Annotated in this window: 13 protein-coding genes and 1 pseudogene; 10 read left to right on the plus strand and 4 right to left on the minus strand. The window is 73.4% G+C overall.

Annotated elements, in window-relative coordinates:
• The first annotated feature begins 143 nt into the window (after positions 1-143).
• Positions 144-1223 (plus strand): alpha/beta hydrolase, encoded by a 1080-nt coding sequence (locus tag ACZ5D2_RS33075; protein ID WP_371676840.1) that lies wholly within the window; start codon positions 144-146, stop codon positions 1221-1223.
• Complete coding sequence (locus ACZ5D2_RS33080) at positions 1220-2008, plus strand: trypsin-like serine peptidase (RefSeq protein WP_371676839.1); 789 nt, start codon at positions 1220-1222, stop codon at positions 2006-2008. Before ACZ5D2_RS33075 ends, ACZ5D2_RS33080 begins: the two co-directional genes overlap by 4 nt.
• Before the next feature lie 20 nt (positions 2009-2028).
• Here the strand turns inward: ACZ5D2_RS33080 and ACZ5D2_RS33085 are convergent, their stop codons facing one another.
• The 3 genes from ACZ5D2_RS33085 to ACZ5D2_RS33095 form a co-directional block, all read right to left on the minus strand.
• Positions 2029-2964, minus strand: a complete 936-nt coding sequence (locus tag ACZ5D2_RS33085) for an EamA family transporter (RefSeq protein WP_468934535.1) — start codon at positions 2962-2964, stop codon at positions 2029-2031.
• A 44-nt stretch (positions 2965-3008) separates the two neighbouring features.
• Entirely contained in the window at positions 3009-3827 is an 819-nt protein-coding gene (locus ACZ5D2_RS33090; protein ID WP_371676837.1) for an isocitrate lyase/PEP mutase family protein, read from the minus strand.
• A gap of 239 nt (positions 3828-4066) precedes the next feature.
• On the minus strand, positions 4067-5179 hold the full coding sequence (locus ACZ5D2_RS33095) for a pyridoxal-phosphate dependent enzyme (protein ID WP_371676836.1): 1113 nt from the start codon (positions 5177-5179) through the stop codon (positions 4067-4069).
• Between the two features lie 254 nt (positions 5180-5433).
• Here ACZ5D2_RS33095 and ACZ5D2_RS33100 point away from each other — a divergent pair, with 254 nt between their 5' ends.
• Positions 5434-7008 (plus strand): S8 family peptidase, encoded by a 1575-nt coding sequence (locus ACZ5D2_RS33100; RefSeq protein WP_371676835.1) that lies wholly within the window; start codon positions 5434-5436, stop codon positions 7006-7008.
• A 125-nt stretch (positions 7009-7133) separates the two neighbouring features.
• Here the strand turns inward: ACZ5D2_RS33100 and ACZ5D2_RS33105 are convergent.
• A pseudogene (locus ACZ5D2_RS33105) lies at positions 7134-7691 on the minus strand (HAD family hydrolase); the annotation flags it as partial.
• 157 nt (positions 7692-7848) lie between these two features.
• On the opposite strand from ACZ5D2_RS33105, the gene ACZ5D2_RS33110 reads away from it, so the two are divergent.
• From ACZ5D2_RS33110 to ACZ5D2_RS33140, 7 genes are all read left to right on the plus strand, one after another.
• A complete protein-coding gene (locus tag ACZ5D2_RS33110) occupies positions 7849-8982 on the plus strand; it encodes a DUF4190 domain-containing protein (protein WP_468934539.1) in 1134 nt (377 codons plus the stop codon).
• 113 nt (positions 8983-9095) lie between these two features.
• Positions 9096-9848 (plus strand): GntR family transcriptional regulator, encoded by a 753-nt coding sequence (locus tag ACZ5D2_RS33115; RefSeq protein WP_371676833.1) that lies wholly within the window; start codon positions 9096-9098, stop codon positions 9846-9848.
• Positions 9849-10056: 208 nt separating this feature from the next.
• Entirely contained in the window at positions 10057-10506 is a 450-nt protein-coding gene (locus tag ACZ5D2_RS33120; RefSeq protein ID WP_468934543.1) for a hypothetical protein, read from the plus strand.
• A 94-nt stretch (positions 10507-10600) separates the two neighbouring features.
• Positions 10601-10795 carry an SPOR domain-containing protein gene (locus ACZ5D2_RS33125; RefSeq protein WP_371676831.1) on the plus strand — a complete coding sequence of 65 codons (195 nt, stop codon included), beginning with the start codon at positions 10601-10603 and terminating at the stop codon, positions 10793-10795.
• Between the two features lie 27 nt (positions 10796-10822).
• On the plus strand, positions 10823-11233 hold the full coding sequence (locus tag ACZ5D2_RS33130; RefSeq protein WP_468934547.1) for a (deoxy)nucleoside triphosphate pyrophosphohydrolase: 411 nt from the start codon (positions 10823-10825) through the stop codon (positions 11231-11233).
• Positions 11234-11397: 164 nt separating this feature from the next.
• Positions 11398-11826 (plus strand): ATP-binding protein, encoded by a 429-nt coding sequence (locus ACZ5D2_RS33135; RefSeq protein ID WP_266844006.1) that lies wholly within the window; start codon positions 11398-11400, stop codon positions 11824-11826.
• Positions 11827-12064: 238 nt separating this feature from the next.
• Positions 12065-14650: a SpoIIE family protein phosphatase gene (locus ACZ5D2_RS33140; protein WP_371681169.1), complete on the plus strand. Its 2586-nt coding sequence runs from the start codon at positions 12065-12067 to the stop codon at positions 14648-14650.
• The last annotated feature ends 297 nt before the right edge of the window (positions 14651-14947 follow it).

The raw sequence follows: 14947 nt of genomic DNA on the forward strand, positions 1-14947 counted from the left end.
GTCCGCCACGTGGCCCTCGCCACGTCGCACCGGTCCCAGGCAACCCCTACGGTCGTTCACACCTCTGTACAGGTGTGTAAGGGGGACCTATCGGTCCGACCCGTGCCCAACCAGGGCGCCGGAGAAGGAACGGGAACGAATCCGTGCAGTATGACCATCAAGGCGACGGCGGCCCCACGACCGAGGGCGGCCGTCGCCCCAAGCGCCTGCGCCGGGCCCTCATCGGCGGTGCGGTCGCGCTCGCCCTCGCCGCCGGGGGCGGCGCGGCGTACGCCTTCGGGCTCTTCTCGGACATGGGCGACCCGGTGTCCTTCGGGAAGATCCAGGAGTCGGCCGCCGCCCAGGACATCCGGCCGGGGGTGCTGATGCCGACCGGCCCCAAGGCCGCGTTCGTGCGCACCAGCAGGCTGCCGGACGGCACGCAGATCGGCATGACCACCCTGACCGGGGCGAAGTCCGGCTTCACCGGCGACGTGTGGGTGTGGGCGCCCAAGGAGTACGACGACCCGCGCTACGCCAAGAGCGGCTTCCCCGTGCTGATCTCCCTGCCGGGCGGCCGCGGCTACCCCAAGAACTACTGGGGCACCGGCCCGGGGCTCGGCCTCCAGCAGGCCGTGATCGACGGCTTCAAGGCCGGGACCAGCCTGCCCTTCATCCTGGTCATGCCGGTGATCAACGCCGACACCAAGCACCACTTCGACGGCTCCGACATCCCCGGAGAGCCCAAGATGGGCACCTGGATGGCCGAGGACGTCCCCGATTTCGCGAAGGCCAATTTCCGCACCTTCACCTCCCGCGACGGCTGGGCCTTCATGGGCTCCTCCTCGGGAGGGTTCGGCGCCTTGAAGGACGTGCTGAAGTACCCCGAGCGCTTCAAGGCCGTCATCGCCAGCGGGGTCGACATCGTCCCCGATTCCCCGCTGTGGAAGGGGAACCGGCAGGCCATGGACGCGAACAACCCCGAGAAGCTCGCCGAGAAGCTGATCAGGGAGGGCGGCCCGGACGTCTACGTGAACTTCCAGATCGGGACCAAGGAGAGCGGCCGGGAACTGGCCGAAGGCTTCATGCGCACCTACGGAAAGGGCCCCGTGCACACCCGCCTCCAGGTGATCCAGGATGGTGAGCACAATGGGAAGTCGTACGTACGTGGCATGAGGGAGGGCTCCCTGGCGTGGATCAGCAAGGTGATGCAGGGACCTACGCCCGATCCCGCCGTGCGATGAGCCCGGTGGTGAAGGGGGCGTCGGCGGCCGCCGCCGCGGGCATCGCGGCGCTGTGCGCCGTCGTGTTCCTCAGGGCGTCGGGCGACCAGTCGGTGCATCCCTTCCCCACCGTCGGCGTGCTCATGGCCAACGGGGAGCACTGGTGCACGGCGAGCGTGGTCGACAGCCCCCGGGGCAACGTCGTCGCGACCGCCGCGCACTGCGTCGCCCCCGCCGGCGAGGACGGGCACATCGGCGAGGTGGCCCACGACGGCCTCGCCATCGGCGAGCTCTCCTTCGCCCCCGCCTTCTCCGGGGAGGGCGCGGGCACCCAGCCCCTCGGCGTGTGGAAGGTCCGTTCGATCCACGTGGACGAACGCTGGACGAAGTGGGGCGACGAGACCGCCGACTTCGCCTTCCTCACCATCGAGCCCGACGAGGACGGCCGCAGCCTGCAGCAGCGGGTCGGCGCGGGGGAGGCGCCGAAGCCCGACTGGACCTCCGGGTACGAGCGGGACGTCACCGTGATCGGCTATCCGGAGTCGGAGCACAACCCGCAGAACAAGCCCGTCTCCTGCACCACCCAGACCCGCCACGACGTGAACGACCCCGACATGCTGTACATCAGCTGCGCGGGTTTCTGGACGGGCACCAGCGGCAGCCCCTGGATCGCCGACCGGGGCGGCACGGGGCAGCCCGGCCGGCTGATCGGAGTGCTCAGCGGCGGCGACACGGACGTGGACTCCACCGCCGCGCTCTACGACGAGAAGGCCAAGGCCCTCTACGAGCAGGCGGCCCGCGGCTGACGCGACGCCCCCCTGCGGCGCTACTTCCCGCGCTCCGTACTGACGATCACGACGACCCCCGCCACCACGATCGCCCCGCCGAGCACGATCGGCCAGGTCAGGGCCTCGTCGAGGATCAGCGCACCGAGCGCGACCGCGACGACCGGATTGACGTAGGCGTACGTGGACACCAGCGAGAGCGGCGCCGACCGAAGCAGCCATGCGTACGCGGTGAAACCGACGACCGACCCGATCAGCACGAGGTAGCCCAGCGCCAGCCAGGAGGCGGGGGAGAAGGCACCCGGGTCGAGGCCGTGCTGCTCCCCGCGCAGCAGTCCCACCAGCAGCCCGCCCGTGCCGCCCGCGAGCATCTGGTAGACGCTGCCGGTGAAGGGGTTGCCCGGCGCCGGGAGCTTCGACCCCGAGAAGGAGCCGAGCGACCACAGTACGGAGGCCGCCAGCACCAGCAGCACCCCCGACAGCCGGACCTCACCGCTCAGCCCCGGGCTGGTCAGCACCGCCAGCCCCGCGAACCCCACCAGCACCCCGGCCAGGGTCCGCGCCGGCGGTCGGTCCCCGGTGGCCGCCCGCAGTACCACCAACCACATCGGCACCGCCGCCACCAGCAGGGCGGCCAGTCCCGACGGCAGCGAGGTCTCGGCCAGCACCACCAGGCCGTTGCCGCCCAGCACCAGCAGCAGGCCCACCAGGAACGCCGAGCCGATCTGCGAGCGGGTCGCGCGCAGCGCGCCCGGCCCGTACCGGCAGGCGACGACGACGGCCAGCACCAGTGCGGCGGTGAGGAAGCGCACCCCCGCGGACAGGAACGGCGGCATGGTCTGCACGACGATCCGGATGCCGAGGTACGTCGAGCCCCAGACGACGTACACGAGGCCGAGGGCGGTCCACACCGCGCCGTTGGTCCGGCGGCGCGGGGCGGTCTCGGACTCGCCCACCAGCGGGCTCGGGGTGCTCATGGCCGGATCCTATGGTCGTTGCCGTCTGCACGCTTCCCGGTATCTCACCCCTTGAGCAGGGCGTTCACCTCGCCGTACGGGAGCGCGTGCGCGAGGGAGCCGTAGGTGCCGCCGGCGAGCAGCTCCTCGGTGGCGCGCCGGACGACGGCGTACGCGGCCTCGGCCACCCAGGACCCGAGGCTGACCCGGGCCACGCCGAGCGCGCCGAGTTCGGCGACCGGCGGGGTGGCGGGACCGGCGAGCACGTTGAGCGGGGCGTCGATGCCCTTGGCCAGTTCGGCGAGGACGGCGGGGTCGTGGACGCCGGGGACGAAGATGCCGGAGGCGCCCGCGTCGAGGTAGGCGGCGGCCCGCCTCAGGGTCTCCTCCAGACGGCCCTCCGGCGCGCCGAGCCCGCGCAGGTAGGTGTCCACGCGGGCGTTGACGTACAGCGGGACCCCGGCGGCAGCGGCGGCGGCGCGCGCCGCCGCCAGGCGCTCCGCGTGCTCGGCGGGGGCGCGGTCGCCGTCCTCGATGTTCACGCCGACCGCGCCGGCGGCCAGCACCCCGGTGACGGTCTCCCCGACGGCGGCGGCGTCCGCGCCGAAGCCGCCCTCGATGTCGGCGGTGACCGGGACGGGGACGGCCGCGGCGACGCGGGCGATCAGGTCCAGGGCCCGGTCCCGGGCCAGGGCGTCGCCGTCGGGCGCCCCGAGGGACCAGGCGACGCCGGCGCTGGTGGTGGCCACGGCGGGCGCGCCGGCGGCGAGGGCGATGCGGGCGCCGGCGACGTCCCAGACGTTGGCGAGGGCGAGGGGGGCGGCGGGGGTGTGCAGACGGGCGAAGGCGGCGGCCCGTGCGGCGAGGTCGGCTGTCGTGGTCATGACCCCAGTCCAGCAGACCGGACGATCGGGGGCTGGCGAATTTCCGCCGTCCACGGCGGCCCGGCGGGACCGCTGTCCGGGACCGCCGGCCGCGCCCTGCTGCCCGCGCCCCGCCGATCGGGTCCCGCAGGCCGGCCCCGCTGCTCGCGCCCCACCGGTCGGGCTCCGCCGTCGGCCGGGGTCCCGCCGGTCCGGATCGTTCCCGGAGCCCGGCGGGAGCCCGGCGGGGCCCGGCAGGGTCAGGCGGCCAGGCCCGTCTTCGCTCCCGCGCCGCACAGGGGGAGGACCGCCGTGCGGCCCTGGAGCGGGTCGCCCGGGGCGTCGGGGCCGACCGCGGCCCAGCAGGCCGCCGCCGTCGGTTCGACGAAGAGGCCGCGCCGGGCCAGGTCCCGCTGGGCCGCGCGCAGCCGGTCGTCCGGGACCGTCAGGAAGGTCCCGCCGGACTTGCGGACCGCCGCCAGGATCTGCCGGGCCCGCGGCGGCGCCGGGATCGCGATGCCCTCCGCCAGGGTGGGGAGCTGGGGCACCGGCTCCGCGTCCTCCGCGCCCGCCGCGAAGGCGGCCGCCAGCGGGGACACCGCCTCCGCCTGCACCGCGATCAGCGCGGGTGCCCGTACCCCGCGCCGGGCCAGCTCCTCCACGGCCAGCGCCGCGCCCAGCAGCAGCGTGCCGTTGCCGACGGGGACGACGAGGGCGTCGGGGAGGCGACCGCCGAGCGCCTCCCAGATCTCGTACGCGTACGTCTTCGTGCCGTGCAGGAAGTAGGGGTTGAAGACGTGGCTCGCGTAGAAGACCCCCGGCGCGTCCGCCGCGGCGCGGGCGGCCTCCGCGGTGGCCTCGCGCCCGCCGGGGACGATCCGCACGGCCGCCCCGTGCGCCCGCATCTGTTCCGTCTTCTTCGCCGAGGTGCCCTCGGGCACGAAGACTTCACAACTCAGCCCGGCCCGCGCGCAGTACGCCGCCACCGAGGTCCCCGCGTTGCCGCTGCTGTCCGCGATCACCCGCTCGGGACCCAGTCGCCGGGCCAGTTCGGCGAGCATCACCGCGCCCCGGTCCTTGAAGGACAACGTCGGCATCAGGTAGTCGAGTTTGGCGTGAATCCGCTCCGCGAGCGGGACCATCGGAGTGTGCCCCTCCGCGAGGGAGACGGAGAACGCCCCCGGCAGCGGCAGTACGGGCGCGTACCGCCACAGGGAGGGGGGACCGGCCGCCGGTTCCAGCGGGGCGGCCGGATCGGGCGTGAAGTCGAGGTCCCACGGACCTCCGCACAGGGGGCAGCACCACGGCGCGGTCCGCACGTCCGCGCGCGTGCCGTCCTCGGGGCAAAGGTAACCAGGGAGTGCGTGCGTCACGTGCGGACCACCTTTGCTCGTTCATGGCCGGTATATGGCACGGATGTTACGCGTCCGTTGTCCTCTTGTGGGATGGCGCACGGGTGGGTCAACCTTTCGGAGGCGACGGCCCGTTGGGCCCAATGCATTGTCATGACCACGCCAAAAGAGCCTTCGGTGGGCCCTACGGATTCCCGCTCGGCCCCGCGCACAGAACCCCGCACAGAACCCCGCACAGACCCCCGCAGCGCACCGCCTATGAGGAGGACCCTCACATGTCCGTGATGCGTCACACCCGCCGGAAGACCGCCGGCGTCAGCGCGATCGCCGTCGTGGCCCTCGCGCTCGGCGCCGCCGCCGCGTTACCCGCCTCGGCGGCCGACCGCGGCGCGCAGGGCGTCATCGAGAACGCGGGGGCCGCCGGGTCCGTCCCCGGCAGCTACATCGTGACCCTGGACGACTCCGCGGCCCGCTCCACCGCCGACAGCGGCAAGGCCGTCGCCAAGCGGTACGGGGCGAGGATCGACCGGACCTACAGCGCCGCCCTCAACGGCTACTCCGTCGAGGTCTCCGAGGCGCAGGCCAGGAAGCTCGCCGCCGACCCGGCCGTCAGGTCGGTCGTGCAGAACCGCGTCTTCACCGTCGACGCCACCCAGCCGAACCCGCCGTCCTGGGGCCTGGACCGCATCGACCAGCGCGCGCTCCCCCTCGACCAGAGCTACACCCACCCGGACAAGGCCGGCGAGGGGGTGACGGCGTACATCATCGACACCGGCGTCCGGATCACCCACCAGGACCTCGGCGGGCGCGCCTCCTACGGCTACGACGCCATCGACAACGACAACACCGCCCAGGACGGCCACGGCCACGGCACCCACGTGGCCGGCACCGTCGCGGGCACCACGTACGGCGTGGCCAAGAAGGCGAAGATCGTCGGCGTCCGCGTCCTCGACAACAACGGCTCCGGCACCACCGCCCAGGTCGTCGCCGGCATCGACTGGGTGACCCGCAACGCGGTCAAGCCCGCCGTGGCCAACATGTCGCTCGGCGGCGGGGCGGATTCCGCGCTCGACACCGCCGTGCGCAACTCGATCGCCTCCGGCATCACCTACGGCGTCGCCGCGGGCAACGAGTCCACCGACGCCTCCACCAAGTCCCCGGCGCGCGTCGCCGAGGCCATCACCGTCGGCGCCACCACCAACACGGACGCGAAGGCCAGTTACTCCAACTACGGCTCCGTCCTGGACGTCTTCGCCCCCGGCTCCTCCATCACCTCCTCGTGGGGCACCGGCGACACCGCCACGAACACCATCTCGGGCACCTCGATGGCCACCCCGCACGTGGTCGGCGCCGCGGCCCTCTACCTCTCCCAGAACCCGGCCAGCACCCCGGCGCAGGTCCGTGACGGCCTCGTCGCGGCGGCCACCCCGAACGTGGTGACCGGCCCCGGCACGGGCTCCCCGAACCGCCTGCTGAACGTGGGCGCCGGCACCACCCCGCCGAACCCGGGCACCCGCTTCGAGAACGCCGCCGACTACGCGATCAACGACAACTCCACCGTCGAGTCGCCGATCACCGTCAGCGGGATCTCCGGCAACGCCCCGGCGACGCTGAGCGTGCCCGTCGACATCAAGCACACGTACGTCGGTGACCTCAAGGTCGACCTCGTCGCCCCCGACGGGACCGTCTACAACCTCCGCAACCGCACCGGCGGCAGCGCCGACGACATCGTCCAGACCTTCACGGTGAACGCCTCCTCCGAGGTCGCCAACGGGGTCTGGAAGCTTCGGGTCGCCGACCTCGCCGGCGCGGACACCGGCAAGATCGACTCCTGGGCCCTGCAGTTCTGACCCGAACCCCGCCCGGACGAACGGCCGGGCACTTCGTGAATCCCGCACAGTGAGAGAGCAGATGGGGTCCGGTTCGAACCCGGGCCCCATCTGCGGTGGTGTCCGGGCGGCCGGTGGGGCGTGGCCCGCTCGAAGCCGCGGCGAGGGTCCGCGGTGTGCGTGCCTGCGGCTGCGCCGGGGCGCAGGTCGTTGTCGACACGGTCGCCGACGTACAGGATCTCGTCGTTGGCGTACGGGACGACGTCGGCGACGCGCTCGAAGAAGGCGATGTCCGGCTTGCTGGCGCCCCAGTCGTCGGACGTGCCGATGAGGTCCACGTCGGTGGTGAACAGGTCGCGCAGCAGCCCGCCGGCGCGGACCGTTTGATTACCCGCGATGCCCAGCCACAGTCCGGCCGCCCGCAGGGCCGCCGGCGCCGGCCGTACGTCGGGGCAGAGGTCGTCCTCGCCGAACCATTCCGGTTTCCCGGCTGCCGCGCGAGCCTCCCGCTGCTCCGTGAGGTCGAAGCCGGGCCGGAACTCCTGGAACACGTCCCTGCAGTCGCGGCCCTGGGTGATGACGGCGCCGAACATCGCGGCAAACGTGTGCCTGGGGACGCCAAGCCAGTCCGCCCATGTGCCGTATTCCCGGGTCTCGTCGACCAGGCACTCTCCGGCATCGAACACCACGGCGCGAATCGCCATGTGAACCACCCTAGTCAGGGGCCCGGAGCCGCGAACGTGTCTCCTGCCGCCCGAAGGCGAGAGGGGGGTGTTCGTCTGCGCGGATGGCTCGCTGCGTACTATTTCGCGCGTTCGTTCGCCCCCTCCCCGCATCCCCCTCGATGGAGCACCTCACCCCGTGAGCACCCCGCCCCCGTACCAGCCCCCCGTGGTTCAGGGCCCGTTCCGGCCGGCCCTCAACGGGTTCGCACTCGCCTCCCTGCTGGTCGGGCTGCTGTGCCTGCCGCCGTTGGGGATCGTCTTCGGGGTCGTGGCGCTGGTGCAGATCGCGCGCAAGGGGGAGCGCGGCAGGGGGCTGGCGGTCGTGGGCCTGGCGGTCTCCGTGGCAATGACGGTGGTGCTCGTCCTCGGCGCGGGCCGCTACGGGGGGACGGTCCTCGGGCGGCTCGGCCCGGCGTGGGAGCCGGCGCGCGTCGAGGGGGAGCTGACGGGCATCGGCGAACTGCGCGCGGGCGACTGCTTCAACGTCCCCGGCGGCGACCTCCTCGAAGAGGACCCCTTGATCCACCGCATCGGCTGCGAGCGGGTGCACGACGCCGAGGTGACGTCCACGGGCCCCCTCGGACTCACGGGATCCCCCGGCACGACGCAGCTCAAGGAGGCGGCGGCGCAGGCGTGCTGGAAGGCGCAGGACGCGTACGCGATGGACACGTGGGCGCTGCCCCCGTACGCGGAGATGTTCTACTTCGCCCCCACGGGCGAGACCTGGCGCGACGGCGACCACGGGCTCCTGTGCGTGATCGGCACCTCGGGCCGCGAGCACCGGGGCAGTCTCCGCAAGGACTCCGGGATGCTCACGGTCGATCAGGTGGCCCTGCTGAGCGTGCTGAACGAGTCCGACCAGGTGCTGGGCGACAATCCCCGGCGCGAGCCAGGCGTGGCGCTGGCGGAGTACCGGTCGTGGGCGCGCGAGGTCGACGGGGCGCTGGGCGCGGAGGCCGGGCTGCTGCAGGAGGTCGCGTCACGGCCGGGCGTGGGTCCGGCGGCGGAAGCCCTGCTGAAGGAGGTCGGGGCGGCGCGCGAGCAGTGGCAGCGGGCCGCGCGGGCGGGGAAGGCGGAGGAGTTCCAGCGGGCGTGGGACGCGGCGCTGGGGGCCACGACGATCGACACGGAGAAGGCGCTGCGGGGTGCGTACGGATTGTCGACCCGGGTTCCGGAGTGGCTTGAGGAGTTCCCCGCAGACTCGGGCCAGGGCTCGGGGAGCGGGTCCGGGTCGGAATCGGCCCGAGGCCTCGTGGGTAACGCGCGGTAACGGGTTTGAGTGACCAGGCTTCATCACTTCGAGTGAAACTCTGGCCCGTGCTTGCGCACTTCAACGGTGGGTTGCCAGGGTGTAGCTGTCTGTCAACCTGATGGGAGTGGCCCGTGACTTTCGGTGAGCAGCCGGCCTATCTGCGCGTCGCCGGGGAGCTGCGGCGGAAGATCGTCGATGGGTCCCTGCCCCCGCACGCCCGGCTCCCCTCGCAGGCCCGGATCCGAGAGGAGTACGGGGTCTCCGACACGGTCGCGCTGGAGGCCCGCAAGGTCCTCATGGCGGAGGGGCTGGTCGAAGGCCGCTCCGGGTCCGGTACGTACGTGCGCGAACAGCCGGTCCCGCGGCGGGTCGCCCGCTCCGGCTACCGCACGGGCGGCGCCTCGACCCCGTTCCGGCAGGAGCAGGCCGAGGCGGGCGCGCGCGGCACGTGGGAGTCCAGCAGCGAGCAGACCGGCGCACCGGCGGAGATCGCGAAGCGGCTGGGCATCGAACCGGGCGACCGCGTCATGCGCACCCGGTACGTCTTCCGCGACGCGGGCGAGGCGATGATGCTGTCCACCTCCTGGGAGCCGCTGGCCGTGACGGGCCGCACCCCGGTGATGCTGCCCGAGGAGGGGCCGCTCGGGGGCTCGGGGGTGGTGGACCGGATGGCGGCGATCGACGTGGTCGTGGACAACGTGGTCGAGGAGGTCGGCGCCCGGCCCGGCCTGGCAGAGGAGAGCATGTCGCTGGGCGGCGTCCCGGGGCACGTGGTCCTGGTCGTGAGCCGGACGTACTTCGCGTCGGGGCGGGCGGTGGAGACGGCCGACGTGGTCGTTCCGGCGGACCGCTACCGCCTTTCGTACCACCTGCCCGTCCGCTGACCCGGCCCCGGCCGGGCCTGGCCGGGCCCTCCGGGGCCCCGCCGGGGGGCCGCGCCGGCCCGGACTGTGCCGCCGGGCCGCGCCGTTCGCCGCCGTGCCCGCCGTGCCCGCCGACCTCGTGATCGACAGGCGGCGCGGACTCGGCCCGTCCTGCGCGGAGTTCGAGCGGGCCTGCCCGTAGGCCGTCGACCCGGCGGGTTTCGGCGCGATGGTGATCGGCTCCACCGCCTCGACGCTCGCTTCCTCCGGCCTCTTCGGCGCCCGCGCCGGGGCCTTCTCCGCCTTCCTCGCCGGCGGACTCGCCCTGCTGCTGTGCCCGTTGACCGCCCGGGCGTCGGGTGGGAAGCGCCGCCTGGCCAGCCCGGACACCGTCGACGACCCGGACGCGGCGGTCGCGGACGTCATCGCGACCCCTGCCCGAGCCGCGTGCGAGACGGCGTACGCGCTCCCGGACGTCGCCGACCGCCCCGCGTGGCCGGGGCCGGTCCGTTCGCTGCGCCGTTCCCCCGATGCGACCTGCGGGGACGTCTGCCGCAAGGGGGCGCGGGCCGGTCCGGTGGCCCTGCGGGCAGCGCCCGCGCGCCCGGTCCGAACCGGCGCGCACGGCCCCCTCGTACGCCTGGCCGGATGCGTACGCCCCCTAGGTACCTCTTTGTGAAAAACCGTATCCGCTGAGTAAAGGTCGGGCGTAAGCTCCGGCATATGCGCAATGCGGTTTCCTGGGCATGTACATCGGCGGAGGGTGAAGCGCGATGAACGACAGCGGTGCCCTGCTTCCATGGCTGGTCATACGTCAGGACGACAACGGCAACCGCTACCGGGTGGGCCGGTACCCCACCCGGGCCGAGGCCCAGAAGGTCGTCGACAGCCTCGACGACCGGGGACACGAGCAGCTCTACTGGGTCGAGCGGATCGAACAGGGCAGCCAGACTGCCACGATGAACTGACAGTCGGCGCTGGCATAGGCTCCGCTCATGACCGTACGTGTGGTTGTGGGCGGAGCCCTTTGTCTTGACGGGCGGCTGCTGGCCGCACGGCGCAGTGCGCCCCCCGAGGTCGCGGGCCGGTGGGAGCTCCCGGGCGGCAAGGCCGAGCCCGGCGAGTCCGTGCCGGAGGCGCTGGTGCGCGAACTCCGCGAGGAGCTCGGCGTCGAGACCGAGGCGGTGGAGCGGATTCCGGGGGAGTGGCCGGTGAGGCCCGGACTCGTCCTGCACGTGTGGACGGCACGGCTGCTCTCGGGGGAGCCCGAGCCGCTGGAGGACCACGACGAGCTGCGCTGGCTCGGGCCGCACGAGCTCGACTCGGTGGACTGGCTCGACCAGGACCGCCCGGCCGTCGCCGAAGCGGGCCGGCGGCTGCGCACCGGGGCGCACCGGGGCGCATGAAGCGCACGCTGTAGGCCGTCTGCGCCACAGTGCGCCGGTGCCGGGGGGATCGGGCGGGATCGGGTGGTACGACGCCTCAAATATCGGGTATGTCGCTATTAGTCCCTATCTCGTCCCCCTTTCGTCCCCGACGAACCGGACTGGGGTCGCTGGTGGCCCGGGAAGTGATCGGCGTGATCGACACAGACGGTGAATGCGCCGAGTGGGCCTTTCCCGCCGAGCCCGGTGCCGTCCGGACCGCCCGCCACGCCGTGCGCGGCACCCTTCGCTCGTGGGGGCTGGATTCCGTGGGCGACGTGACCGTCCTGCTGGTCAGCGAGCTGGTGACCAACTCCCTGCGCTACGCCTCCGGTCCCATCGGGGTCCGTCTGGTGCGACGCGGTCCCGCCACCCCCGGTCTGGCCGGAGGCCCCGCCCTGTTGGTGGAGGTTTCCGATCCGCTTCCGGATCCACCCCGCGAACGGGTCGCGCAGCCGGACGACGAGGGCGGGCGCGGACTGCATCTGGTCGCCGTCTCGGCGCAGCGCTGGGGAACCCGTCACGGGAAGTCGGGCAAGACCGTGTGGTTCGAGTTGGCTCTTCCTGGTGAGTAACAAGGTGAAGGGCGGCAGGGGGTCTCCCGGAGGACGTCCGGTGGAGACCCACCGGGCGTGGCCGGAAAACAACGGGACCCTTTTGTGATCGTGAACGCCGTGCCGTACGGGGCCGTGGTGCTGAATACTTCGGTCATGGCCGGTCCGGTTGCGGTGAGCTGGAGGGGACGGTCGCGTGAGCGAGATACCTGCGCAGGCACATCAGGCCCGAGTGCCCGGGGAGACGTGGCACGACTCCTTGTGGCACAGCAGCCCGCCTGGCTCGATATATGACTACATAAAGGTCGCTTCTTTCTCGATCGGGCCCGACGGGCTCATCGATCAGTGGAGTCTGCGCGCGGAAGAGCTGTTCGGGCTCACCGCGGCCCAGGCGGTGGGGCGCGATCCGGTGGACGCCTTCATGCCGCCGGAGCTGCGCGCCGGCGGGCACCGCAAGGTCGCGGAGATCCTCGACGGCAAGGAGTGGACCGGCCTGGTCCCCTTCCGTATCCCGGGCGGTGACGGCGAGCACGGAGTGGCCGAGATCTATGTGATGCCGACCCAGACCGAGACCGCCGAACGGGCCGCGCTGTGCGTCGTCGTCGACGTGCGCGCGCTGCGGCGCATCGAGTCCGACCTCGCCGCCTCGCAGGCCATATTCGGCCAATCTCCCTTCGGGTTCCTGCTCTTCGGCACGGACCTGACCGTGCAGCGCGCCAACCGCCGCTTCGCGACCGTCTTCGGCGGGGCGGCGGAGGAGCACCGCGGCCGGACCGTGCACGACTACCTGCCGCCGCACGAGGCCGACCGGATGGCCGAGGCCCTGCGCCGGGTGCTGGAGACCGGCGAGTCCGTGACCGACCTGCGGATCACCGGCGCGGCCCCGGGCAGCCGGGACCACCGGCACTGGTCCATCAACCTCTACCGCGTGCACGGCGGCACCGGCCGTCCGATCGGTATCGCCGGCCTCGGCACCGACGTCACCCGCCGCCACCTCGCCGCCCGCGAGGCCGCCGGGGTGCGGCGCAACCTCGCCCTGCTCAACGAGGCCGGGCACCGGATCGGGAACTCCCTCGACCTGGAGACCACCGCCCGCGAACTCCTCGACGTCACCGTCCCCGGCTTCTGCGACCTGGCCGCCGTCGACCTCTACGAAGGGCTCCTGCTCGGCGACGACGACCGGCCCGCCCGCCCGCAGGGCCCCGGGGTGCCCTCCCTGCCCGGCCAGGGGGCCGGCCGGGCCCCGTCCGCGCCGCTGCGGCGGGTGGCCTTCGCCTCCGCGGTGTCCGACGCACCGCTGTCGGGGCCCGGCCCGCTGGTCTCCGTAGGGGAGACCCACCGCTATCCGGCGGCGTCGCCCGGGGCGCTGGCCCTGCGCACGGCGCGCCCCCGGCTGATCGAGGGGGGAGCGCCGGACGGGCTCGTGCAGTCGACCCTGATCGTCCCGATGGTCGCCCACGACACGGTGGTGGGCCTCGCCCAGTTCTCCCGCACGAAGGGCAGCGAGCCCTTCGGCGAACGGGACCGGGCCGTCGCGGTGGAACTGGCCGCGCGCGCCGCCGTCTGCATCGACAACGCCCGCCTCTACCGGCGCGAGCACGAACGGGCCCTGATCCTGCAGCGCAGCCTGCTGCCACCGGGTGACCCGGAGGCGGCCGGACTGGACATCGCCTGCCGCTACCTGCCGGGGAACGCGGCCACCGAGGTCGGCGGCGACTGGTTCGACGTCATCGAGCTCCCCGGGCACCGCACGGCACTGGTCGTCGGCGACGTGATGGGGCGCGGACTGCGGGCCGCCGTCGCCATGGGCGAACTGCGCACCGCCGTACGGACCCTGGCGCTGCTGGACCTGGAACCGGCGGAGGTGCTCACCGCCCTCGACGAGGTGGCCCGCGGCCTCGGCGCCCACGGGGGTCCCCCGGGCGCCGCGGGGGGCGGCTCCCAGCAGGCCTCGCGCGCGGCCCTGCACGCACGCGACGCCGACCGCTCCGAGGTGTACCTCGCCACCTGCGTGTACGCCGTCTACGACCCGGTGACCCGGCGCTGCACCATCGCCAACGCGGGCCACATGCCGCCCGTGCTGGTCGAACCGGCCGAGGAGGGCGGGGTCCCGCGCCCCGGCCTGCTGCTGGAGATCCCGACCGGGATGCCGCTCGGGGTGGGCGGCGAACCCTTCGAGGAGGTGGAGGTGGAACTCCCCGAGGGGGCGCTGCTCGCCCTGTACACGGACGGGCTCGTGGAGTCCCGCGACCACCCCCTGGAGGAGGGGCTGCGCGGGCTGCGGGACGCGGTCGCGGATCCGGCCCGGCCGCTGGAGGAGATCTGCGACCACGTCCTGAACACCCTGCACACCCGGCACGGGGAGGACGACATCGCCCTGCTGATGGCGCGGGTGCAGGGGCTGCCGGTGGACGCCGTCGGCGACTGGCAGCTGCCGCGCGAGGCCCGCTCGGTGGGCCGGGCCCGGGAACTGGCCCGCACGAAGCTTCCGGCCTGGGGTCTGGAGGGTCTGCTCGACACCACGGAGCTGCTGGTCAGCGAGCTGGTGACGAACGCCCTGCGGTACGGGGAGGGCGAGATCCGACTCCGCCTGCTGCTGGACCGGACCCTGGTGTGCGAGGTGTGGGACGCGAACCTGGCCCAGCCCCGCCGCCGCCGGGCCCGGGACACCGACGAGGGCGGCCGCGGCCTCCAGCTCGTCGGCCTCCTCTCCGCCGGCTGGGGCACCCGCCGCACGCACCGCGGCAAGACGGTCTGGTTCGAACTCCCCCTCCCCATGCCCGGAGGGCCGGGAGAGACCGTCACCGAACTCTCCGCGGAGCAGCTGCTGAGCATGTACGGGTGACCCGCGAGCCCGGGGCGCGCCGGCAGCCGGTGGCCGCCGCGCTCCGGGCCCCGGTGCGGCCCGGGGCGACCGCCCGCCGTCGCAGGGGTCCGGCTGGTCGGGGATTCCGCGGACATCGATCTACACAAGCGTATTGAACAAGACGCAACAGCCAGGCCCTGCCCGCCGGGCAGGCCGCCGCTATGGCGCGGCGGCGGCCCGGGACGGCCTGCGTGACGCTGGAGGCGGACCACTTCGTCCAGCTCCAGGACCCGGCCGGGGTCGAGTCCGCCGTCCGGGCCTTCCTCGCCGGGCTGT

Source organism: Streptomyces sp. NPDC031479 (assembly GCF_055581065.1).

Coding starts and splice junctions, on each gene's coding strand:
- ACZ5D2_RS33080 (WP_371676839.1), top strand. CDS start 1,220: ATGAGCCCGGTGGTGAAGGGGGCGTCGGCGGCCGCCGCCGCGGGCATC.
- ACZ5D2_RS33085 (WP_468934535.1), bottom strand. CDS start 2,964: ATGAGCACCCCGAGCCCGCTGGTGGGCGAGTCCGAGACCGCCCCGCGC.
- ACZ5D2_RS33090 (WP_371676837.1), bottom strand. CDS start 3,827: ATGACCACGACAGCCGACCTCGCCGCACGGGCCGCCGCCTTCGCCCGT.
- ACZ5D2_RS33100 (WP_371676835.1), top strand. CDS start 5,434: ATGTCCGTGATGCGTCACACCCGCCGGAAGACCGCCGGCGTCAGCGCG.
- ACZ5D2_RS33120 (WP_468934543.1), top strand. CDS start 10,057: ATGGTGATCGGCTCCACCGCCTCGACGCTCGCTTCCTCCGGCCTCTTC.
- ACZ5D2_RS33125 (WP_371676831.1), top strand. CDS start 10,601: ATGAACGACAGCGGTGCCCTGCTTCCATGGCTGGTCATACGTCAGGAC.
- ACZ5D2_RS33130 (WP_468934547.1), top strand. CDS start 10,823: ATGACCGTACGTGTGGTTGTGGGCGGAGCCCTTTGTCTTGACGGGCGG.